At 63.9% G+C, this 21,995-nt stretch carries 24 protein-coding genes and 1 tRNA gene; 19 read left to right on the top strand and 6 right to left on the bottom strand.

Annotated elements, in window-relative coordinates:
* Window positions 1-19: 19 nt before the first annotated feature.
* Both JL811_RS14530 and JL811_RS14525 read right to left on the bottom strand, forming a co-directional pair.
* Window positions 20-95 (bottom strand) — tRNA-Ala (locus tag JL811_RS14530).
* Between the two features lie 134 nt (window positions 96-229).
* Complete coding sequence (locus tag JL811_RS14525) at window positions 230-808, bottom strand: LabA-like NYN domain-containing protein (RefSeq protein WP_202689425.1); 579 nt, start codon at window positions 806-808, stop codon at window positions 230-232.
* Window positions 809-959: 151 nt separating this feature from the next.
* Here JL811_RS14525 and folK point away from each other — a divergent pair, with 151 nt between their 5' ends.
* The 10 genes from folK to JL811_RS14475 all read left to right on the top strand — a co-directional run bounded on the left by folK (window position 960) and on the right by JL811_RS14475 (window position 9,308).
* On the top strand, window positions 960-1,562 hold the full coding sequence (gene folK / locus JL811_RS14520) for a 2-amino-4-hydroxy-6-hydroxymethyldihydropteridine diphosphokinase (RefSeq protein WP_202689424.1): 603 nt from the start codon (window positions 960-962) through the stop codon (window positions 1,560-1,562).
* Between the two features lie 303 nt (window positions 1,563-1,865).
* Window positions 1,866-2,219, top strand: coding sequence for a DNA-directed RNA polymerase subunit omega (gene rpoZ, locus JL811_RS14515; protein WP_202689423.1), 354 nt, complete (start codon window positions 1,866-1,868; stop codon window positions 2,217-2,219).
* Window positions 2,220-2,246: 27 nt separating this feature from the next.
* Window positions 2,247-4,364, top strand: coding sequence for a RelA/SpoT family protein (locus JL811_RS14510; RefSeq protein ID WP_202689422.1), 2,118 nt, complete (start codon window positions 2,247-2,249; stop codon window positions 4,362-4,364).
* Window positions 4,365-4,383: 19 nt separating this feature from the next.
* Entirely contained in the window at window positions 4,384-5,058 is a 675-nt protein-coding gene (locus tag JL811_RS14505) for a DUF2062 domain-containing protein (protein ID WP_202689421.1), read from the top strand.
* Between the two features lie 147 nt (window positions 5,059-5,205).
* Window positions 5,206-5,964, top strand: coding sequence for a pyridoxine 5'-phosphate synthase (locus JL811_RS14500; RefSeq protein WP_202689420.1), 759 nt, complete (start codon window positions 5,206-5,208; stop codon window positions 5,962-5,964).
* A gap of 49 nt (window positions 5,965-6,013) precedes the next feature.
* The gene (gene acpS, locus JL811_RS14495; protein WP_202689538.1) at window positions 6,014-6,439 is read left to right on the top strand and encodes a holo-ACP synthase; all 426 of its coding nucleotides are present in this window, start codon (window positions 6,014-6,016) and stop codon (window positions 6,437-6,439) included.
* A 57-nt stretch (window positions 6,440-6,496) separates the two neighbouring features.
* A complete protein-coding gene (lepB, locus tag JL811_RS14490) occupies window positions 6,497-7,285 on the top strand; it encodes a signal peptidase I (protein ID WP_202689419.1) in 789 nt (262 codons plus the stop codon).
* On the top strand, window positions 7,282-7,968 hold the full coding sequence (rnc, locus tag JL811_RS14485) for a ribonuclease III (protein WP_202689418.1): 687 nt from the start codon (window positions 7,282-7,284) through the stop codon (window positions 7,966-7,968). The genes lepB and rnc overlap by 4 nt, the downstream gene beginning before the upstream one ends.
* Window positions 7,965-8,885 carry a GTPase Era gene (era, locus tag JL811_RS14480; RefSeq protein ID WP_202689417.1) on the top strand — a complete coding sequence of 307 codons (921 nt, stop codon included), beginning with the start codon at window positions 7,965-7,967 and terminating at the stop codon, window positions 8,883-8,885. The genes rnc and era overlap by 4 nt, the downstream gene beginning before the upstream one ends.
* Window positions 8,886-8,972: 87 nt before the next feature.
* A complete protein-coding gene (locus JL811_RS14475) occupies window positions 8,973-9,308 on the top strand; it encodes a DUF1491 family protein (RefSeq protein ID WP_202689416.1) in 336 nt (111 codons plus the stop codon).
* Here JL811_RS14475 and JL811_RS14470 read toward each other — a convergent pair.
* On the bottom strand, window positions 9,298-9,888 hold the full coding sequence (locus JL811_RS14470; protein WP_202689415.1) for a Pr6Pr family membrane protein: 591 nt from the start codon (window positions 9,886-9,888) through the stop codon (window positions 9,298-9,300). The two genes, JL811_RS14475 and JL811_RS14470, sit on opposite strands and share 11 nt — an antisense overlap.
* 146 nt (window positions 9,889-10,034) lie before the next feature.
* Here JL811_RS14470 and recO point away from each other — a divergent pair, with 146 nt between their 5' ends.
* Window positions 10,035-10,784 (top strand): DNA repair protein RecO, encoded by a 750-nt coding sequence (recO, locus tag JL811_RS14465; protein WP_202689537.1) that lies wholly within the window; start codon window positions 10,035-10,037, stop codon window positions 10,782-10,784.
* A gap of 88 nt (window positions 10,785-10,872) precedes the next feature.
* Here the strand turns inward: recO and JL811_RS14460 are convergent, their stop codons facing one another.
* Window positions 10,873-12,543 carry an acyl-CoA dehydrogenase family protein gene (locus tag JL811_RS14460; protein WP_202689414.1) on the bottom strand — a complete coding sequence of 557 codons (1,671 nt, stop codon included), beginning with the start codon at window positions 12,541-12,543 and terminating at the stop codon, window positions 10,873-10,875.
* A 169-nt stretch (window positions 12,544-12,712) separates the two neighbouring features.
* Here JL811_RS14460 and JL811_RS14455 point away from each other — a divergent pair, with 169 nt between their 5' ends.
* Window positions 12,713-13,483 (top strand): sulfite exporter TauE/SafE family protein, encoded by a 771-nt coding sequence (locus JL811_RS14455; RefSeq protein WP_202689413.1) that lies wholly within the window; start codon window positions 12,713-12,715, stop codon window positions 13,481-13,483.
* Window positions 13,484-13,535: 52 nt separating this feature from the next.
* Here the strand turns inward: JL811_RS14455 and JL811_RS14450 are convergent, their stop codons facing one another.
* Window positions 13,536-15,134, bottom strand: a complete 1,599-nt coding sequence (locus tag JL811_RS14450) for a phosphoenolpyruvate carboxykinase (RefSeq protein ID WP_202689412.1) — start codon at window positions 15,132-15,134, stop codon at window positions 13,536-13,538.
* Window positions 15,135-15,475: 341 nt separating this feature from the next.
* Between JL811_RS14450 and JL811_RS14445 the strand changes: the two genes are divergently transcribed.
* From JL811_RS14445 to JL811_RS14420, 6 genes are read left to right on the top strand one after another with little or no spacing between them, the layout of a single operon-like run.
* A complete protein-coding gene (locus tag JL811_RS14445; RefSeq protein WP_202689411.1) occupies window positions 15,476-16,177 on the top strand; it encodes a response regulator transcription factor in 702 nt (233 codons plus the stop codon).
* Window positions 16,178-16,186: 9 nt separating this feature from the next.
* Window positions 16,187-17,980, top strand: a complete 1,794-nt coding sequence (locus tag JL811_RS14440) for a sensor histidine kinase (protein WP_420496784.1) — start codon at window positions 16,187-16,189, stop codon at window positions 17,978-17,980.
* Window positions 17,981-17,985: 5 nt separating this feature from the next.
* Window positions 17,986-18,429, top strand: a complete 444-nt coding sequence (locus JL811_RS14435; protein WP_202689410.1) for an HPr kinase/phosphorylase — start codon at window positions 17,986-17,988, stop codon at window positions 18,427-18,429.
* Window positions 18,426-19,340 (top strand): RNase adapter RapZ, encoded by a 915-nt coding sequence (gene rapZ / locus JL811_RS14430; RefSeq protein WP_202689409.1) that lies wholly within the window; start codon window positions 18,426-18,428, stop codon window positions 19,338-19,340. Before JL811_RS14435 ends, rapZ begins: the two co-directional genes overlap by 4 nt.
* Window positions 19,337-19,741, top strand: coding sequence for a PTS sugar transporter subunit IIA domain-containing protein (locus tag JL811_RS14425; protein WP_202689408.1), 405 nt, complete (start codon window positions 19,337-19,339; stop codon window positions 19,739-19,741). Before rapZ ends, JL811_RS14425 begins: the two co-directional genes overlap by 4 nt.
* Entirely contained in the window at window positions 19,738-20,007 is a 270-nt protein-coding gene (locus JL811_RS14420) for an HPr family phosphocarrier protein (protein WP_202689407.1), read from the top strand. The genes JL811_RS14425 and JL811_RS14420 overlap by 4 nt, the downstream gene beginning before the upstream one ends.
* A gap of 55 nt (window positions 20,008-20,062) precedes the next feature.
* Here JL811_RS14420 and JL811_RS14415 read toward each other — a convergent pair whose 3' ends face one another.
* The gene (locus JL811_RS14415; protein ID WP_202689406.1) at window positions 20,063-20,938 is read right to left on the bottom strand and encodes a 3-hydroxybutyryl-CoA dehydrogenase; all 876 of its coding nucleotides are present in this window, start codon (window positions 20,936-20,938) and stop codon (window positions 20,063-20,065) included.
* 200 nt (window positions 20,939-21,138) lie between these two features.
* On the opposite strand from JL811_RS14415, the gene JL811_RS14410 reads away from it, so the two are divergent.
* The gene (locus JL811_RS14410; protein ID WP_202689405.1) at window positions 21,139-21,969 is read left to right on the top strand and encodes a DUF6473 family protein; all 831 of its coding nucleotides are present in this window, start codon (window positions 21,139-21,141) and stop codon (window positions 21,967-21,969) included.
* The last annotated feature ends 26 nt before the right edge of the window (window positions 21,970-21,995 follow it).

Below are 21,995 nucleotides of genomic sequence, written 5' to 3'. Positions count from 1 at the left end.
GAGGGCGAAACAAGGGAAATGGTGGAGCCGAGGAGGATCGAACTCCTGACCTCGTCATTGCGAACGACGCGCTCTCCCAACTGAGCTACGACCCCACTGCGGCGGTTCTTTGGCCGATCTGCGCCATCCTGTCAAGATCAGCCGCGCATGGCCCGCTGACTGTCCGCCGGAAAATGCAAAAGGACGCGCGGCCCTGCGGCTGCGCGTCCCTTTCCGCAAGATCAGACGATCACTTCGATTCGACCGTTTCCGTGGTTTCGGCCCGGTCAAAGCGCGGCTCGCGCGGCGGTCTGCCTACGACTTCGCGCAACTCGTCCAGCTCGATGAAATTGTCGGCCTGACGGCGCAACTCATCCGCGATCATCGGCGGCTGGCTGCGGATGGTCGAGACCACCGAAACGCGCACGCCCTGACGCTGCAGGCTTTCCACCAGCGGGCGGAAATCGCCATCGCCCGAAAACAGCACCGCATGATCCATGCGCGGCGCAAGCTCCATGGCATCGACAGTCAGTTCGATATCCATATTGCCCTTGACCTTCCGGCGGCCCTGACTGTCGGTATATTCCTTGGCGGGTTTGGTCACCATGGAATAGCCGTTGTAATGCAGCCAGTCGACCAGCGGCCGAATCGGCGAATAGTCATCATTTTCCAGCAGCGCAGTGTAGTAGAACGCGCGCAGCAGTTTTCCGCGGCGCATGAACTCATGTCGCAGGAGCTTGTAGTCGATGTCGAACCCCAGCGCCTTGGCGGCGGCATAGAGGTTCGATCCATCAATGAAAAGCGCCAGTCTTTCGTCCTTGTAAAACATTTCTTGTCCCCTCAAATCAATTCGCGGACGGACCGTATAACTGGGTAAACTGGCCCCGAGTGTCGGGCCTTTATCAATCCGTCAACGAATGAACGAAGTATCGGGTCATTTGTTCCCGATTCAAGCGCATCTATACGAAAGTGTAAGAAAGATGACATCTGTTGCAGCGCCGATCCTTGTCGCTTTCGGCGCGAACCTGCCCAATGACGCGGTGACACCTGCGCGACAACCCGCCGCCACCCTGCGCGCGGCGCTGACGGATCTGGCGGCAGAGGGGCTGCGGCTGCGGCTGATCAGCCCGTTTTACGCAACACCCTGCTTTCCCGCCGGGGCTGGCCCCGATTATGTCAACGCAGTGGCGGCGTTTGATCCGCCCCTGACATCCGATGCCGCAACCGATCCGGTGCAGATTCTGGATCGGCTCCACCGGGTCGAGGCGCGTCATGCGCGGCTGCGCATCAGCCGCTGGGCGGGGCGGACGCTGGATCTGGACCTTCTGGCCATGGGTGACAGGATCCTGCCCGATGTCGCGACTGAATCCCGCTGGCGGCTGATGGATCCGGCGTTGCAGCGGCAGAAAGCGCCCGACCGCCTGATCCTGCCGCATCCCCGCATCGCCGACCGCGCCTTTGTTCTGGTCCCGCTTTGCGATGTCGCGCCCGACTGGCGCCACCCCGCGACCGGCCTGACCGCGACCGACATGCTCAATTCCCTGCCGCAAGGGGACCGTGACGCGGTTCGGCGGCTGGACTGATCCGCGGTCCTTGCCCTTTCATCCTGGCAGAAAGACCTCGGGGGGAGGGGGCTTTGCCGCAGGCAACGGCGCCGGAGGGCTGATCCCCACTCTTGGCGCGGTTACCGGACGGCGGACGCGTCGGGCGATTCCCCGATGCGCCCCGATCCGCGCCGATCGGCGTGGCAATTGGGCCGGATGACCCTGCAATCTTCGGAAATCGCGCGGTTGTGACGCGGTTTCGTCCTGGTTCGCGACTTGTCAAGCTTCGCGCATGGGCTTACATAGACGCTTCCTCGCTTCCCAAGGCAGAAAGGTTTCCCCATGGCCCGCGTTACGGTCGAAGATTGCGTCGACAAGGTCCCGAACCGCTTCGAGCTGGTCATGCTCGCAGCCCATCGCGCCCGGGAAATCCAGTCCGGTTCGCCGCTGACGATTGAGCGCGACAATGACAAGAATCCGGTCGTCAGCCTGCGTGAGATCGCCGAGGAAACCCAGTCGGCCGATGCCCTGCGCGAGCGGATGATCGAAAGCCACCAGACCCAGATCGAGGTGGATGAGCCGGAAGAGGACCAGATGGCCCTGTTGATGGGCGGTGAGGCAGATCGCCCCGCCCGTGACGACATGTCCGAGGAAAAACTTCTGCGCGCGCTGATGGAAGCGCAAGGCGCGAACTGACGTCGGACTGGGTGAAAGCGGACGGGCATGATCGACGTCGAAGACCTGATCGCGCTCGTCCATAACTACAATCCGCGCAGCAATGCCGATCTGATCCGCAAGGCCTATGCCTATGGATTGCAGATGCATGACGGGCAGTTCCGTCATTCGGGAGAGCTTTATTTCACGCATCCCGTCGCGGTCGCGGCAATCCTGACCGAACAGCGGCTGGACGATGCGACCATCGTGACGGCGCTGCTGCATGACACGATCGAAGACACGAAATCCACCTATTCGGAAGTTGCGCGCCTGTTCGGGGATGAGATCGCCGAACTTGTCGACGGGGTGACCAAACTTACCAATCTGCAACTGTCCTCGGCCCAGTCGAAACAGGCCGAAAATTTCCGCAAGCTGTTCATGGCGATGTCCAAGGACTTGCGGGTGATCCTTGTCAAACTGGCCGACCGTCTGCACAACATGCGCACGATCAAGTCGATGCGCCCGGAAAAGCAGGCCCAGAAGGCGCGCGAGACGATGGAGATCTTCGCCCCCCTTGCCGGTCGCATGGGCATGCAATGGATGCGTGAGGAACTGGAGGATCTGGCCTTCCGCGTCCTGAACCCCGAGGCCCGCAACTCGATCATCCGCCGTTTCATCACGCTGCAACGCGAGGCGGGTGATGTGGTCTACAAGATCACCGCCGATATCCGCACCGAACTTGACCGCGCCGGGATCGAGGCCGATGTTTACGGTCGCGCCAAGAAGCCCTATTCCGTCTGGCGCAAGATGCAGGAAAAGGATCTGGCCTTTTCGCGCCTGTCCGACATTTACGGCTTTCGCATCATCACCGGGTCCGAGGCGGATTGCTATCGTGTGCTGGGGGTGATCCATCAACGCTGGCGCGCGGTGCCGGGGCGGTTCAAGGATTATATCAGCCAGCCCAAGATGAACGGCTACCGGTCCATCCACACCACGGTTTCGGGCCGCGACGGCAAACGGGTGGAGGTGCAGATCCGCACCCGCCAGATGCATGAGGTCGCCGAGGCGGGCGTGGCAGCCCACTGGTCCTATCGTGAGGGCGTGCGCGCCCAGAACCCCTTTGCCGTCGATCCGGCGAAATGGGTGGCGAGCCTCTCGGAACGGCTGGATGAGGCCGATCACGACGACTTCATGGAAAACGTGAAGCTGGAAATGTATACCGATCAGGTTTTCTGCTTCACGCCCAAGGGCGATGTGATCCAGTTGCCGCGCGGTGCCACGCCTTTGGATTACGCCTATGCCATCCATACCCGCATCGGCAATGCCTGCGTTTCGGCCAAGGTGGACGGGATCCGCGTGCCGCTCTGGACACGGCTCAAGAACGGGCAGTCGGTCGAGATCATCACCGCTGAGGGCCAGCGTCCGCAGGCAAGCTGGATCGACATTGTCACCACAGGCCGGGCCAAGGCCGCGATCCGCCGCAGCTTGCGCGAAGAGGATCGCAGCCGCTTCATCCGGCTGGGGCAGGAACTGGCCCGGGCGGCCTTTGACCATGTCGGGCGCAAGGCGACGGACAAGGCGCTGCGCACGGCGGCCAAGATACTGGGCCTTGCCGATGAACAGGATCTGCTGGCCCGTCTGGGAAGTGCCGAACTGAATGCGCGCAAGGTTCTGGAAACGCTGTATCCCGAACTTGAACGCCAGTCGGGCGATGAGGTGGATGCCCGACGCCCCGTGGTCGGGCTGAGCCCTGAACAGACCTATGAGCGCGCGCCTTGCTGTCAGCCCCTGCCGGGGGAACGGATCGTTGGCATCACCTATCGCGGCAAGGGCGTCGTGGTGCATGCCATCGACTGCCCCGCATTGGAGGAACTGGAGGAGCAGCCCGAACGTTGGGTTGATCTCAACTGGCATTCGGGGCGCCATGCGCCAGTCAATACCGTGGGCCTTGATCTGACGATTTCCAACGATGCGGGCGTGCTGGGGCGGGTCTGCACCTTGATCGGAGAGCAGAAGGCCAATATCTCGGACCTGCAGTTCATCGACCGCAAGCCCGACTTCTATCGTTTGCTGGTTGACGTTGATCTGCGGGATGTAGAGCATCTGCATATGGTGATGACCGCGCTTGAGGCCGAGACGGATGTGGCCGAGGTCGCCCGGCGGCGCGATCTGAAGCGCAAGCCCTGAAAGGCCGGAACGGGCGAAGATGGTTTTCAAGCGTCGGGACAAGCGTAGCTGGGGGCGGGTCATCCTCGAAAGCCTCTGGCCTCGTGGGGGCTGGGCCCGGGCGGCGTCCTATGTGAACCACCGGTTGCGGCGTCTGCCCGATGCGCCCCACCGCATCGCGCGCGGTATCTTTGCCGGGGTCTTCATCTCCTTCACCCCGTTGTTCGGATTTCACTTTCTGGGCGCTGCGGGGCTGGCATGGATCATGCGCGGCAATATCCTTGCCTCGCTTATGGCGACGTTTTTCGGCAATCCGATCACCTTTCCCTTCATCGCGGCCTTTGGCGTGGAATTCGGCAACTGGATTCTGGGCCGGCCCGGTGAAATGCCCGCGCTGGAGATTTTCACCGCCTTCGGACAGGCTGGCAATGAACTTTGGCACAATCTGGCCTCGCCCTTCAGCGGGGAACCGGCGCATTGGGACCGGCTGTTCCGTTTTGTCCGCTCGGTCTGGTATCCCTATCTGGTGGGCGGCATCCTGCCCGGGATCGTTGCGGGCGGGATCTGCTTTTACATCAGCCTGCCGGTCATCATCGCCTATCAGAACCGGCGCAAGAAGAAGCTGCGCGAACGGCTTGAGAAACGCCTTGCCGCGATCGAAGCGAAATCCACGACCCCGGCACCGGGCGCGGATGATGCACCGGGCGCACCCTGACGGGCGGTTCTCCGGTGGCCCGCGCGGGTGGGATGCGGCGATTTTCCGCTGGCCTTGGCGCGGTCCGGCTCCTACCTTGGCGGCGGCAGGCGGCGCTGCGGGCGGATCGTCCGGCGCGCCGCAAGGGATGATGCGAGGGACGACGCGATGCAAACCGCCGGACGGCTCAGACTGGGTGTGAATATCGACCATGTGGCAACGCTGCGCAATGCGCGCGGCGGGGCGCTGCCCGACCCGTTGCGCGCGGCATTGCTGGCCGAGGCGGCCGGGGCCGACGGCATCACCGCCCATCTGCGCGAAGATCGCCGCCATATCCGCGACGGAGATATCGAGGCGCTGATGGCGGGGATTTCGCTGCCACTGAATTTCGAATGTGCTGCGACGGCGGAAATGCAGGCCATTGCGCTGCGCCACAAGCCCCATGCCATCTGCGTCGTGCCGGAAAAGCGCGAGGAACGGACGACCGAGGGCGGGCTGGATGTGGCGGGCGACGAGGCACGGCTTGCCGCCTTCATCGCGCCACTGCGGGAGGCAGGCAGCCGGGTCTCGATGTTCATCGGGCATGAGACGGCGCAGATCGCCGCCTCGGCGCGGATTGGTGCTGCAGTGGTCGAACTGCATACCGGGCATTATTGCGATCTGCGGGCCGAAGGGCGCGAGGCCGAGGCGGCGACCGAACTGGAGGCGCTTCGCCGGGGCGCGGAAGAGGCCCATGCGCTGGGTCTTGAGGTGCATATGGGCCATGGGCTGGATTATGAAACTGCCACCCATGTCGCGGTCTTTCCACAGGTGGTGGAACTGAATATCGGCCATTTCCTGATGGGAGAGGCAGTGTTCCGGGGCCTTGGCCCGGCCATCGAGGAAATGCGCCGCCGCATGGATGCGGCCCGCGCGCGGCTGGCCTGAGCGGGATGCGCGGTCAGCGGCAGGATGGGCGGAACGGGGACGGGCCACGGTGATCCTTGGCATTGGCACGGATCTGGCGAATATCGAGCGGATCGCCGCCACGCTGGAGCGTTTTGGCGACCGGTTCCGCAACCGTGTCTTTACCGAACGCGAGCAGCGCAAGGCCGCGTCGCGCAAGGATGAGGCGGGCACCTATGCCAAGCGATGGGCTGCCAAGGAGGCCTGTTCCAAGGCGTTGGGAACGGGTTTGCGCATGGGGATTTCGTGGCGCGACATGGCGGTGTCGAACCTTGCCACGGGCCAGCCCGTCATGCATCTGACCGGCTGGGCCGCCGAACGTCTGGCTGCAATGACCCCGCCGGGGCATGAGGCGTTGGTGCATGTGACGCTGACCGACGATCACCCCTGGGCGCAGGCCTTTGTGGTGATCGAGGCCCGTATGATCGAGACCGACCCGAAACAGCCCCCGGCTTGACTCTGACCCTCACAAGCGCAAGAAGCGCGGCACAGCACAAACAGGGCGCGAAACCACATGGCCAGCAAGGCAAAATCCGAAGGCGGCATTGTCGAGACGATCAAGACCATCGTCTATGCGCTGCTGATTGCCGGGGTGTTCCGGACCCTGTTCTTTCAGCCGTTCTGGATCCCCTCGGGGTCGATGAAGGATACGCTGCTGATCGGTGATTTCCTGTTCGTCAACAAGATGGCCTATGGTTATTCGCGCTTTTCCTGCCCGTTTTCGGCCTGTCCCTTCGAGGGGCGGCTGTTCTTTTCCGAACCCGAACGCGGCGATGTCGCGGTCTTCCGTCACCCGGTCAACGGGTCGGATTTCATCAAGCGCCTGATCGGCCTGCCCGGCGATACGGTGCAACTGCGTGAAGGCCGCATCTGGATCAATGGTGAGGAACTGCCGCAGGCCCCCAACGGGATCTTTCAGGAAGTGAATGAACCGCAGGGACCAATGGGCGGTTTGCCGCGCTGCCAGAATGCGCCGGTCGGTCAGGGCGGGCTGTGCCAGAAGGAACGATTCACCGAAACCCTGCCGGGCGGGCGCAGCTATTCGGTGCTGAACATCGACAGCAACGGGTTCGGCGACAATACCGATGTCTTCACCGTGCCGCAGGGGCAATACTTCTTTGTCGGTGACAATCGCGACAACAGTCAGGACAGCCGCTATGCGCAATCGGTGGGGGGCGTGGGCTTCGTGCCCGCCGACCATCTGATCGGGCGCGCGGACCGGATCATGTTCTCTTCGGCGGGGCGGTCCATGCTCTATTTCTGGACATGGCGTTCCGACCGTTTCTTCAAGGCGGTGGAGTGAAGCTCTCGGCCGATCTGGCCGCCTTTGCGGCGCGGCTTGGCCATGGGTTTTCCACGCCTGACCTTCTGACACGCGCGGTCACGCACAGTTCGATCTCCTCGCCGACGCGGGGTGACAATCAGCGGCTGGAATTTCTGGGCGACCGTGTGCTGGGTCTGGTCATGGCCGAGGCGTTGCTGGCGGCGGACCTGAAAGCGTCAGAAGGGCGGTTGGCGCCGCGGTTCAACGCCCTTGTGCGCAAGGAGACCTGTGCCGATGTCGCGCGGGAAATCGGGCTGGGCGAGGTGCTGAAACTGGGCCGGTCGGAAATGATGTCGGGCGGGCGGCGCAAGGAGGCGCTGCTGGGCGACGCGATGGAGGCGGTGATTGCCGCCGTCTATCTGGATGCGGGGTTCGAGGCGGCGCGCGATCTGGTGCTGCGGCTTTGGGGGCGGCGGATAGCGCTGGTGGAAACCGATGCGCGCGACCCCAAGACCGCGCTGCAGGAATGGGCGCAGGCGCGCGCAATGCCGCCCCCGGTTTATGACGAGCTAGGCCGTTCAGGCCCGGATCACCAGCCGGTCTTCACCGTCGAGGCGCGACTGGAAAACGGCGAGGCCGAGCGGGCCGAAGCCGGAACGAAACGGGCCGCCGAACAGGCCGCCGCGCGCGCCCTTCTGGCGCGGATGGAGAAACGGACATGACCGAGGCAACAGGCACGCGGGCGGGTTTCGTGGCCCTGATCGGCGAACCCAATGCGGGAAAATCAACGCTGCTGAACCGGATGGTGGGGGCCAAGGTATCCATCGTCACGCATAAGGTGCAGACGACGCGGGCGCGCATCCGGGGCATCGCGATGGAGGGGCAGGCGCAGATCGTCTTTGTCGACACACCGGGCCTGTTCCGTCCGCGCCGCAGGCTGGACCGGGCAATGGTCGCCGCAGCCTGGAGCGGGGCAGGGGACGCCGATGTGATCGTGCTGCTGATCGAGGCGCATCGCGGCCTGACCGAAGGGGTGCAGGCCATCATCGACACGCTGGCCGACCGCATTCCGCAGGGCCGCAAGGTGGCGCTGGCGATCAACAAGATCGACCGGGTGAAGGCCGAGGTTCTGCTGGCGCTGACCGAAAAGCTGAACGCGGCCTTTCCCTTTGCCGAGACCTTCATGATTTCCGCCGAACGCGGATACGGGGTGGACAAGCTGCGCCGCTGGCTGGCGGATGAAGTGCCTGACGGGCCGTGGTTCTATCCCGAGGATCAGATCGCCGATCTGCCGATGCGCATGATCGCGGCAGAGGTCACGCGCGAAAAACTGACCCTGCGCCTGCATGAGGAACTACCCTATCAGCTGACCGTCGAGACCGAGAAATGGGAAGACCGCCCTGACGGCTCGACCCGGATCGACCAGATCGTCTATGTCTCACGCGATGGTCACAAGGGCATCGTGCTGGGCAACAAGGGTGAGACGATCAAGGCCGTGGGGCAGGCGGCGCGGGTCGATCTGATGGAGTTTCTGGGCCGTCCGGTGCATCTGTTCCTGCAGGTCAAGCTGCGCGAGAACTGGCAGGATGAGCCCGAGCGCTATTCCGAGATGGGGCTGGATTTCAAGGACGGGAACTGAGACGGGACCTGATCTGCGCCGGATCGGCGCTTTGCAGGGTCCGGATGCCTCCGGCGGAGGTATTTTTGCCAAGATGAAAGGGCAGCGATGACGCCCCGGCTGACGGCGGATTTCTGGGTTCGGGCCTATCTGGCGCGGCTGCGGCTGGCCGATATTCCGGCCTTTGTCGTGGCACGCGGTGATGCCACCGCAGGCGCTGTTCTGGTGAAATTGGCCACGCTGGACGGGCAGGCGCGGGCCTATCAGCGGTCTTTCGACCTGATGAGCGGTGCACGGGTCTGGGTCGTGCTGGCCGAGGGCGCGGAGGCGGCGGTGGATGCCGCAATCACCCGGCAGCGGGGCTATGACCCCGATCTCTGGGTGATCGAGGTGGAGGATCGCGCGGGCCGCACCCTGCTGGAGGAGGAGGGGCTCAGCGACTGAGCCGCCCGATCAGCCACAGCACCGCCGCAAGCCCGGTAAAGGCAAGCGCAAGCCCGCCGATATTGACCGCGACCGTCTCCCATCCCAGCCGCGCGACATGCAGGAAGGGATAGGGATAAAAGCCGCTGAACGCCCCGCGCAGCAGCGCATAGCCGCAATAGGCCAGCGGCCAGATCAGGCAGTAGGGCAGATCGCGCAGCACGAGCGTCCGGGGCGCGTGGCGCCACCACCAGAAAGCGGTCAGCAGCGGCATGATCCGGTGCAGGCCCAGATCAGCCCACCACCGCAGCGACCACGGCACCAGCGGCCGGTAAAGCAGCAGGTGATAGACCAGCCCGACCATCACGATGGAGATGGTCAGGGTGGCGGCCTCTCGCGCGGAAAGGCGGCGGCCCAGAGCTTGCGCGCCAAAGGCCAGCGCCACAAGGCTGTTGGTCAGAATGGTGAAATAGCCCGCCAGCCCCCAGAGCGTCGGCCCCAGCCCCGGCGCGCGACCCTGCACGACCAAGAATTGCGCCATGAGCGCCGCAGAGGCGATGGCGCAGATCACGGCGGAAAGGGCGCGGTTGCGGGCATTCATCCCGGGGATGTGCCGCGCGGGGCCGCGATTGGCAAGGGGGCGCGGCGCCGTTTGACGGGGAGGTGAAGCGGCCGGCCGCGATTGGCAAGGGGAGGCAAATGCGCAATCCCCTTGGCAAGACCACGGCCGGGCGGGATAGTGCCGGGATGGAATGGCGTGACGAAGGACTGCTGATTGCCCTGCGCCCGCATGGCGAGGCCTCGGCGATTGTCGAGATCTTCACGCTGGGCCATGGCCGTCATGCCGGGGTGGTGCGGGGCGGCGGTTCGCGCAAGATGGCCGCGACCCTGCAGCCGGGCACGCAGCTTGCCGTGGTCTGGCGGGCGCGGCTGGACGATCATCTGGGCGCCTTCACGGTTGAACCGCTGCAATCGCGCGCGGGCCTGATGGAGGACCGGCTGGCCCTTCTGGGGCTGGGGGCGGTCTGCGCGATGCTGCGCCTTGCCCTGCCCGAGCGCGCGCCCGCACCCGGCCTGTGGCAACCGACCCTTGGCCTGCTGGCCGCGATGGAGGCGGGGGCGGCGGATTGGCCGCTGGCCTATCTGCGATGGGAGTTGCTGTTGCTGGAGGAAACCGGATTCGGGCTGGATCTTTCGCGCTGTGCGGTGACGGGGGCGCGCGACGATCTGGCCTATGTCAGCCCGCGCAGTGGTCGCGCGGTCAGTCGGGCCGGGGCCGGGGACTGGGCGCCAAGGCTGCTTCCGCTGCCTGTGGCGATGCTGGGGCAGGGCCCTGCGGATCGGGCCGAGGTGATGCAGGGGCTGGCGATCACCGGGCATTTTCTGGATCGCGGCTGGCAGCCGGTTCTGAACGGGCGTAGCCTGCCCGAGGCGCGGACAAGGCTGGTCGCGGCATTGGCGCGGCAGGCCGGGACGGCCGAGGGGGCCTTGGGCTGAGTTTTGCCCCGGTTCCCCCTAGGCCCGGTCAGCGCACCGTGACGAGGCTCTGACGGGACCGACCAGACAGACGGCCCCGCAGATCAGTTCAGTCCAGCAGGCGGCGCGCGATGACCTGCGCCTGAATTTCGGCAGCGCCTTCGAAAATATTGAGGATCCGCGCATCACACAGGATACGGCTGATCTGATATTCCAGCGCAAAGCCGTTTCCGCCATGGATTTGCAGCGCATTGTCGGCGGCCGCCCAGGCGACCCGCGCGCCCAGCAGTTTCGCCATGCCCGCCTCGAGGTCGCAGCGCTTGTCATGGTCTTTCTGCCAGGCGCTGTAATAGGTCAGTTGCCGGGCGATCATCACCTCGACCGCCATCATGGCCAGTTTGCCCGCGACGCGGGGAAATTCCACCAGCGCCTTGCCGAACTGCTTGCGGTCCTCTGCGTAATGCAATCCGACCTCCAACGCGTTCTGGGCAACGCCGATGGCGCGGGCGGCGGTCTGGATGCGGGCCGATTCAAAGGTCTGCATCAATTGCTTGAAGCCCTGCCCCTCAACCCCGCCGAGAAGGTTCTCGCCCTTTACGCGGAAGCCGTCGAAGTTGACGGTGTATTCCTTCATGCCGCGATAGCCCAGCACCTCGATCTCACCGCCCGACAGGCCCGGATCGACAAAGGGTTCGGCCTCGGTTCCCGGCGTCTTTTCGGCCAGAAACATCGACAAGCCCCGGTAATCGCTGGTTCCCTCGACGGAACGGGCCAGAACCGTCATCACATGGGTGCGCGCGGCATGGGTGATCCATGTCTTGTTGCCGGTGATGGTCCAGTCGTCGCCGTCGCGCCGCGCGCGGCTGCGCAAGGACCCCAGATCGGACCCGGTATCGGGTTCGGTGAACACCGCTGTCGGCAGGATTTCCCCGCTGGCCAGTTTCGGCAGCCAATGCGATTTCTGCTCATCCGTGCCACCGCAGAGGATCAGCTCGGCCGCGATCTCGGACCGGGTGCCCAGACTGCCCACACCGATATAGCCGCGCGACAGTTCTTCCGAGACGACGACCATAGAGGCCTTGGACAGGCCGAAACCCCCCAGATTTTCCGGGATGGTCAGGCCGAAAACCCCCATTTCGGCCAGCTTGTCGATGATCTCCATCGGGATCAATTCATCTTTCAGATGCCAGCCATGGGCATGAGGGGTGATTTCGCTATCGGCGAAGCGGCGGAACTGGTCGCGGATCATCTCCAGTTCCTCATCCAGACCGGTGGCGCCAAAGGTCGCGCGGCCTGCATTGTCGCGCATCAGGGCGAGCAGCCGCATCCGCGCGGCGGGGGAATTGCCGCAGGCGATCAGGCGCGTGGCCTCGGGGCCCGGCTGCCAGTCAAGGCTCAGATCCGACAGGCGGGCAATCTCTCCCTGACTCATCGGGATACCGCCCGCGATCTGTGCCAGATATTCGCCAAAGCCGATCTGCAGGATCAGCGTCTCCATCTCGCCGAAGCTGCCCGCCGATTGCAGCCGGTCGGCCCAGCCCTGCAACTGGCGCAGCGCCTCGGTATAGGTCGCAAGCCAGCTGAGCGTATGGGCCGCGAACTGATGCACCTCCATCGCCGGGGTGGAAACCTTGCCATCGACGGTGACGAGCGCGCGCAATGCCTCGCGTCCTGCGGCGAACAGCGCCTCGATCTCGGGCAGGGCGGCGGCGGTCAGGGCGGTCAGACCGTCAAGCTGCGCGGTCTTGGCGGGGCGGGGGGGCTGTCCGTCATGCGGCATGGTCAGGCTCCGTTTCTGCATCTGCGAAGGGGATAGGATCTTTGCGCGCGCAGCGCAACAAGATTTCAATATGGCGCGTCTGAGGGATTGAAAGTGTCGCGGGCGAATCGCTGATGCAGCCGCTTTGCGAAGCCGCTAGAACGGTGGAAAAGCCAGAAGGGGCAGAGATATGGACAGCATCATGGCGGGCCTGCCCGCGCTTGCCTTCTGGGGCGCGGTTGCGGTCACCTTCTTTTCGGGTTTCGTGAAGGGCACGGTGGGATTTGCCATGCCGTTGATCATGATTTCCGCCTTTTCGGCCTTCCTGCCGCCCGAGATCGCGCTGGCGGGGTTGATCCTGCCGACGCTGGTCACCAATATCTCGCAGGCGTTCCGGCAGGGCGTCGCGGCGGCGCTGGAGTCGGCGCGCAAATACTGGCGCATGATTACCGCGACAGTGGTCTTCATCATCATCTCGGCGCAGTTCGTGCGCGCGATCCCGCAGGATCTTTTCCTGCTGCTGCTGGGGGTGCCGGTGACGGCCTATGCGCTGCTGCAACTCAGCGGGCGCAGCCTTGCGTTGCCCCTGCGCAACCGCAGGCTGGCGGAATGGGGGCTGGGCATTATCGGCGGGCTTTATGGCGGGATTTCCGGGGTCTGGGGGCCGCCCGTGCTGGTCTATCTGCTGTCGGTCGGAGCGGAAAAGGTGGAAAGCATCCGCGTCAGCGGGGTCATTTTCCTGATCGGGGCGGTGGTGCTGTTTCTGGCGCATCTGCAGACCGGGGTGATGAACGCGCAGACCGTGCCGTTCTCGGCGGCCCTGATCCTGCCCGGCATGGCGGGGCTGATGCTGGGATACCGGGTGCAGGACCGGATGGATCAGGCCCGGTTCCGCTGGTGGACGCAGGTCTTGCTGGTGCTGACGGGTCTGAACCTGATGCGCCGCGCGCTGGGGTTCTGAACGGATGGGGCGCCCGTGACTGGCGCCCCTGAGAACCCGTTCAGCCGCCCGATCAACCGATAGCGGCGGCTTTCACATCGGCGTCGATATGGGGCACATATTGCCCGAAATTATCGGCAAACATCTGCACCAGACGGGCGGCCTGCGCGTCATAGGCGGATGCGTCGGCCCATGTCGCGCGCGGGTCCAGCAATGCTGCATCCACGCCCGGCACATCGACGGGAACCTCAAAGCCGAAATTCGGGTCACGGCGGAAGGCCGCATCCGACAGGCTGCCATCCAGTGCCGCCGTCAGCAGGGCGCGGGTCGCCTTGATCGGCATGCGCCGCCCGGTGCCATAGGCGCCCCCGGTCCAGCCGGTATTGACCAGCCAGCAGGTCGCACCATGGCGTGCGATCTTTTCCTGCAACAGCTTGCCGTAAACCTCGGGCCGGCGCGGCATGAAGGGCGCACCGAAACAGGTGGAAAAGGTCGGCTGCGGTTCGGTCACGCCGCGCTCGGTTCCCGCAACCTTGGAGGTGAAGCCGGACAGGAAGTGATACATCGCCTGCGCAGGCGTCAGTCGCGCGATGGGGGGCAGCACGCCGAACGCATCACAGGTCAGCATGATGATATTCTTCGGATGCCCGCCCAGACCCGTGGCCGAGGCATTCGAGATCGCCTCAAGCGGATAGGCGCAGCGGGTGTTCGCGGTCAGGCTGTCATCGTCGAAATCCAGCACCAGCGTGTCGGGATCATGGACCATGTTTTCCACGACCGTGCCGAAACGATGCGTGGTGGCATAGATTTCCGGTTCCGCCTCGGGGTTGAGGTTGATCGTCTTGGCGTAGCAGCCGCCTTCAAAGTTGAAGCTGCCCTTGTCGGACCAGCCATGTTCGTCATCGCCGATCAGGATGCGCGCGGGATCGGCCGAAAGCGTGGTCTTGCCGGTGCCCGACAGGCCGAAGAACACCGCCGTTTCCGACGGATCGCCCGCCGCGTGATTGGCCGAGCAATGCATCGGCATCACGCCTTTTTCGGGCAGCAGGTAGTTCAGCAGGGTGAAGACCGATTTCTTGTTCTCACCCGCATAGGCGGTATTGGCAATCAGGATTTCCTTCGCGTCGAAATTCAGCGCGATCACGGTTTCCGTGCGGCAGCCATGGCGCGCGGGATCGGCCTTGAAGGAGGGGCAGTTGATGATCGTCCAGTCCGGGGTGAAGGTCGCCAGATCGGCGCGGTCGGGACGGCGCAGCAGATGCCGGATGAACAGGCCATGCCAGGCCAGTTCGGTCACGACCCGCACATCCAGACGATGCGCCGGATCGGCCCCGGCATAAAGATCCTGCACGAAATAATCGCGCCCCTTCATGTGGTTGACCATGTCTGCCCGCAGCGTATCGAAGCCTGCGACCGTCATGGGGCTGTTGTTTTCCCACCAGATGCTGTCTTCGACCGAGGGCGTGCGGACAACGAATTTGTCTTTCGGTGAACGCCCGGTGAATTGCCCGGTCGAAACCAGAAAGGCGCCGCCCAGACCCAGCCGCCCCTCACCGCGTGCGATGGCGGCCTCCATCAGGGCGGGTTCGACGAGGTTGTAATAGACCTGTCCGAGGTCCCGGAGACCGTGTTGTTCCAGTGTATGATCCGGGTTGACGTGTCCATTGGTCATCTGATGCGAACTCCCCTTGCCGCAGCGCGGCTTCTCCGGGTCTGAAATCGGCGGCCCCGGCCACAGGGTTGCACCGGCCCGCCCCGCAACGGGGCTGACGCGCCCGCTATATCACGGGCAATCCGGATCGTAACAGCAGCGATACAGGTCGTTAGCGCAACCAAACCGGATGATAGCGCAACCAGCAGGGGGACTGAGACATATTAGCCATTCCTTGGGGAATTTCCGGTCTCCTGAGGGGGGTGCTGTGGGGTGATTCGCAGTTACCGGTTGATTCCACCCTTCAAAGTCAGGATTATGTAGAAAAAATAGAAAATCCGAGCAGTATAGGGAAGCAGCCCATGTCAAGGATCGCCCTCGTGGATGACGACAGGAATATCCTGACGTCGGTCGCGATGACCCTGGAAGCCGAAGGCTTTGAGGTCGAGACCTACAATGATGGCCAGTCGGCGCTTGACGCCTTCAACCGGCGCCTGCCGGATATGGCCGTTCTGGATATCAAGATGCCCCGGATGGACGGGATGGATCTGTTGCAGCGCCTGCGGCAGAAATCCTCGATGCCGGTGATCTTCCTGACCTCCAAGGATGATGAGATCGACGAGGTGCTTGGCCTGCGGATGGGGGCGGATGACTATGTCAAGAAGCCTTTCAGCCAGCGCCTGCTGGTTGAACGCATCCGCGCGCTGCTGCGCCGGCAGGAGGCGTTGGCCGATGATACCGTCGCGGTGACCGAGGAAACCAAGGTGATCGAGCGGGGCAACCTGCGTATGGACCCGCTGCGCCATTCGGTCAGCTGGAAAGGCAATGATGTCTCGCTGACGGTCACGGAATTCCTGCTGCTGCAGACCCTTGCGCAACGGCCCGGTTTCGTCAAAAGCCGGGATCAGCTGATGGATGTGGCCTATGATGATCAGGTCTATGTCGATGACCGCACCATCGACAGCCATATCAAGCGCCTGCGCAAGAAGATGCGCATGGCGGATTCAGAATTCTCGGCGATCGAGACGCTGTACGGGATCGGCTACCGCTATAATGAGGAATGACGGCGCGCGATGACCGCCATGCCCCGAGTATCGCCCCCAGCATCGCCCCGAGGATCACAGGGCAGCACCCGGCCGGACCGCAAAAGCGGATCCGAGGCTGAGGTCTTGCTGGGTGAAGACTGGGTTGCCCCCGGAGAGGTGGTCGAACCGGCCTTGCGCGAATATCGCGGGCGGCGGGGTCTGGTCTCGCTGAACCGGTCGCCGCTGGCGCGCAAGATCATCCTGTTCAACATGATGGCGCTGGTCATTCTGGTGGCCGGTGTCCTGTTCATGAACCCGTTCCGCGACACGCTGGTGTTGCAGCGCGAACAGGCGCTTGTCTCCGAGGCGCGACTGATCGCCAGCGTTTTCGAACTGTCGCTTGGCACCGCCGAGAACCGCCCCGCCGAAAACACCCGCACCGAAAATACCTCCACCGAAAACACCCCTGCCGCGCAGCTGGACGGGCAGGCGATGCGGGACATGCTGGGCAGGCTGAATGTCGAACCGGGGGTCAGTCTTTACGTCTTTGATCCGGCAGGGCAACTGGTCGCCTCGGTTGCGGGCAATCCGGTGACGGCCCCGGGCCCGCAGCATGAATCAACCGTGATCACGGACTTCCTCAACGCGGTCTGGGAAACGGTTTCGGGCCTTCTGACCTTTTCACGTCCCGAACCTGCGACGGTGGATGCCGAAGGGCTAGCGCGCAATCTGCATGGCCCTGCCGCGCAGGGACAGACCGCCGCGAATACCGCGCAGGTGCCGGATGGCGGCACCCTGTTTTCAGTAGCGACCCCGATCATGGTGGCAGGTGAGGTGCTGGGGGTCGTGGCCCTGACCTCGGCTGAAGGCGAGATCGACCGCCTTGTGCGCAATGAGCGTGAGCAGATCCTGCAAATGTTCGTGGTGGCGTTGCTGGTTTCGGTCGGCCTGTCGCTGGTTCTGGCCTCGACCATCGCCAATCCGCTGTCCGATCTGGCCGCCGCCGCCGAACTGGGCCGTGACCGCGACAGCAGCCGCATGACACCCGGACGCGTCCGCCTGCCCGATCTGGCCGCCCGCCCCGATGAGATCGGCCGCCTGTCGGTGGCGATGCGCGGCATGGTGGCGGCCCTTTACGACCGGATCGACGCGAATGAACAATTTGCCGCCGATGTCGCGCATGAGATCAAGAACCCGCTGGCCAGCCTGCGCTCGGCGGTGGCCTCTCTGCATGTCGCGAAACGTGACGACCAGCGCAGCCGCCTGCTGGAAGTGATCGACCATGACGTGCGCCGCCTCGACCGTCTGGTCAGCGACATCTCGAACGCCTCACGGCTGGACAGTGAACTGGTCAAGGAAGAGGAAGAACCCTTCAACCTTCTGCACACGCTGGAAAATCTGGGTGAGTATCTGGGCCAGCAGGCGGCCGGGAAGGGCGTCGATTTCATCACCGACCTGCCGGTGGATCCCATCGTCATTCAGGGACTCGAAGGGCGTTTGGCACAGGTCTTTGTCAATCTGATCACCAATGCGATTTCCTTTTGTGACGAGGGGGATGCCGTGCGGGTCTGGGCCCGCAAGCGTGAAAACCGCGTGCTGGTGGTGGTCGAGGATACCGGGCCGGGCATTCCCGAACAGGCGCTGACCAAAGTGTTCAAGCGCTTTTATTCCGAGCGTCCGCAAGCGGATTTCGGCAATCACTCGGGCCTTGGCCTTGCGATCTCGAAACAGATCGTCGAGGCGCATGGCGGCGTGATCTGGGCGGAAAACATCCGCCCGACCCATGCCGATCCGACCTCGGAACCGCTGGGCGCCCGTTTCGTGGTCGGTCTTCCGGTGTGACCGCGATGGCCGGGCCTGCGACTGTAACGGTTCATGGCAGTTGCATTTCCCATCATGGCCGCGCGGCGCTGATCCTTGGCGCTTCGGGCGCGGGCAAATCGGGGTTGGCGCTGCAACTGATGGCCTTGGGGGCGGGGCTGATCGCCGATGACAGGGTCCGGCTGTCCCGGTCAGGGGCGGAAGTGATTGCCGCCTGTCCGCCGCGCCTGTCGGGGCTGATCGAGGCGCGGGGCTTTGGCCTTTTGCCCGCCGCACCCGCCGGGCCGGCCCCCGTGGCGCTGATCGTCGATCTGGACGGGCGTGAGGATCAGCGCCTGCCGCCTGATCGAAAACGTGACCTTCTTGACGTGGCGGTTGATCTTGTCTTTCCCGGACAGGGGGGGCATTTTGCAGCCGCAATAATGCTCTACCTAACGCATGGACGCCGCGCGGAAGGGATGATCGGATGACGCAGGGCCCTTCACAGGCTGAACAGCGCATGGTCCTTGTGACCGGCCCGTCCGGGGCCGGGCGGTCCACTACGATCCACGCGCTGGAGGATCTGGGCTATGAGGTGATCGACAATATCCCGCTCAGCCTTGTGCCGCGGCTGATCGAGGCGCCCAATCCCGGGCGCCCGCTGGCGCTGGGGCTGGATCCGCGCAACCGCGAATTCAATACCACGGCGCTGATCGAACTGATCGACAGCATGACCCGCGACCCGCGCGTGATGCTGGAAGTGATCTATATTGACTGCGCGGTCGAGGAACTGATCCGTCGCTTCAACCAGACAAGGCGTCGTCATCCGATGGCCCCGGATGACACGCCCGCCACGGGTATCGCGCGGGAAATGGATCTGCTGGCCGCCGTGCGGGCGCGGGCCGATCATCTGATCGACACGACCGAATTGTCGCCCCATGACCTGAAGGCCGAGATCGGGCGCTGGTTTGCGGTCAGTTCGGCGACGCGGCTTGCCGTCTCGATCCAGTCTTTCAGCTACAAGCGCGGCCTGCCGCGCGGTGTCGACATGATTTTCGACTGCCGTTTCCTGCGCAATCCGCATTGGAACGCCGAATTGCGCCCGCTGACCGGGCGGGATCCGCGCGTGGTGGATCATATCGCGACCGATGCGCGCTTTGCCGAATTCCTTGAACGGGTGACTGGAATGGTGCTTTTCCTGCTGCCAGCGCAGGCCGAAGAGGGCAAGGCGCATCTGTCCATCGGCTTTGGCTGCACCGGCGGGCAACACCGTTCGGTCGCAATGGCCGAAATTCTTGCGGCACGGCTTGCAGAGGCGGGCTGGCCGGTGGCAAAACGGCACAGGGAGCTTGAACGCGGCGCGGTTGCCGTGCCAGCAGCGGGAACGGGTGATCTGGGGTGATCGGTATCGTCATCGTCGCGCATGGCGGGCTGGCGCGGGAATATCTTTCCGCAGTTGAGCATGTCGTGGGCCGACAGCAAAACATGGTCGCCATCTCGATCGAGGAGGATCACGACCGCAGCGACAAGCAGAATGAGATCTGCGCGGCGGCCGAGGCGGTCGATACCGGACGGGGTGTCGTCGTGGTCACCGACATGTTCGGCGGCTCGCCCTCTAACCTGTCGATGCCCGCCTGTATCGGGCGCAACCGGCGCATCCTGTATGGCGCAAATCTTCCCATGCTCATCAAGCTGGCGAAATCGCGCGATCTGGAGGTTCCGGTTGCGGTGGCGCTGTCGCTGGATGCGGGGCGCAAATATATCAACAGCCTCGATCTGGGCGGAGAGGACGCGCATCCATGATCGAACGCAGTCTGAAGATCGTGAATGAAAAGGGCCTGCATGCCCGGGCTTCGGCGAAATTCGTCGAATTGGTGGAACGCTTTGACGCAACCGCCGAGGTCGAAAAGGACGGAGAGCGGGTTTCAGGCGATTCGATCATGGGGCTGCTGATGCTGGGCGCGTCGCGGGGCAGCACGATCCTTGTGCGCACCAGCGGGGCGGCGGCCGAGGCGCTGATGGAGGCGCTGGCGGCCCTTATCGACAGCCGCTTTGGAGAGGATTTCTGACGCCGCCTCTCCGGCGCCAGCCCCGTGACGCGATCCGGTCCCGCGTCGGAACCGTTCAGCGCGTCGGAACCGGAACCTCGCCGCGATAGTCATAGAAACCGCGCTGCGTCTTGCGGCCCAGCCAGCCCGCCTCGACATATTTGGTCAGCAGCGGGCAGGGGCGGTACTTCGTATCCGCCAGCCCGTCATGCAGCACATTCATGATTGCAAGGCAGGTGTCCAGCCCGATGAAATCGGCCAGTTCAAGCGGACCCATCGGGTGATTGGCACCCAGTTTCAGCGACTCGTCGATGGATTTCACCGATCCAACGCCCTCATACAGCGTATAGACGGCTTCATTGATCATCGGCATCAGGATACGGTTGACGATGAAGGCGGGAAAATCCTCGGCGCTGGCGGCGGTCTTGCCCAGCTTGCCGACGACCGCCAGCAGGCTGTCATAGGTTTCCGCATCGGTCGCGATGCCCCGGATCAGTTCGACCAGTTGCATCACCGGCACCGGGTTCATGAAATGGAAGCCCATGAATTTTTCGGGCCTGTCGGTGCGAGAGGCCAGCCGTGTGATCGAGATCGACGAGGTGTTCGAGGTCAGGATCGTCTCGGGCCGCAGATGCGGCAGCAGTTCGGCAAAGATCTTGTGCTTGACCGCCTCATTCTCGGTCGCGGCCTCGATGACAAGATCGCTGGCACCCAGTTCTGGCAGGGCAAGGGTCGTGCGGATGCGCGCCATGGCGGCATCGCGTTCCGCTGCGGTGATCTTTTCGCGCTGGACCTGCCGGTCCATGTTGCGTGCAATCAGCCCGACCGATTTTTCCAGCCCTTCGGCATTGATGTCATTCAGCAGCACGTCATAGCCGGCCTGAGCAAAGACATGGGCGATGCCACTTCCCATCTGTCCCGCCCCGACAATGCCGACCGACCTGATTTCCATGCTTCTGCTCCACTGGCGCCCTGATGCGCGTTCCGGCCAAACCATAGGCCCGGCGGGGGGCGCGGTGCAAGGCCAGTGCGACAGGATCCGGGCGGAATGGCGGCAAGTGTATAGAATTCAAATCCAATCCAGAATTTAGCGGTTTGGAAAGGCTTGCGGCAGAAACTGGTCACCGGGTGTTCTGAAAACGGGTGGGTGCAATGGCTTTCGCATTTGCGGGCGCGTCGGCGCTTGACTATTTTCCGTGTTCCTATGGAGGGTCGCGGCTGATCTTCCGGGGGCCGAAACGGGCGCTCGCCGCGCCCTATGTCGCGGTTCTGGGCGGGACCGAGACCTATGGCAAATTCGTCGCCAGTCCCTTTCCGGCGATTCTGGAACATAAGACCGGGCGGCATGTCGTCAATCTGGGCTGCCTGAATGCCGGTCCCGATGTCTTTCTGCAGGATGCCACGGTGCTGGACCTTGCCGCGCAGGCGGGGCTGACCATCCTGCAGATCACCGGTGCGGCCAATCTGAGCAACCGGTTTTATGACGTTCATCCGCGCCGCAATGACCGGTTCCTGCGCGCCTCACCATGGCTGCGCACGCTGTATCGGGAGGTGGATTTCACCGAGTTCCATTTCACGCGCCATATGCTGCACCGGCTTCACGATGTCTCGGTTGACCGGTTCGACCTTGTGGTGACGGAACTGCGGGCAGCATGGATTGTCCGGATGCAGGCCCTGCTGGACCGCCTTCCCGGCCCGGTTCTGCTGCTCTGGATGGCCGGACATGCGCCCGGCCCACAAGATGCGCCGCTTGATCTGGCCCGCGATCCACTGCTGGTCGATGCTGCGATGCTGGCCGCCCTCGGGCCCGCCGCGCGCAATGGTCTGCAGGTGGTCTATTCCGAGGCTGCCCGCCGCGAAGGCGTGGAAAACCTCTATTTCTCGGGGCTTGAGCGTCCTGCAGCCGAGGAAGTGCCCGGCACGCTTGCCCATCGAGAGGTCGCCGAGGCGCTGATCCCGGTCGTCACCCGGATCCTTGGCTAAAACGCAAAAGGGGCACCTTGCCGGTG

This window comes from Szabonella alba, from assembly GCF_016765775.1.
Lineage (GTDB): Bacteria > Pseudomonadota > Alphaproteobacteria > Rhodobacterales > Rhodobacteraceae > Szabonella > Szabonella alba.
Note: the sequence above shows the minus strand (reverse complement) of the source record. Positions and strands in the feature narration are given on the sequence as shown.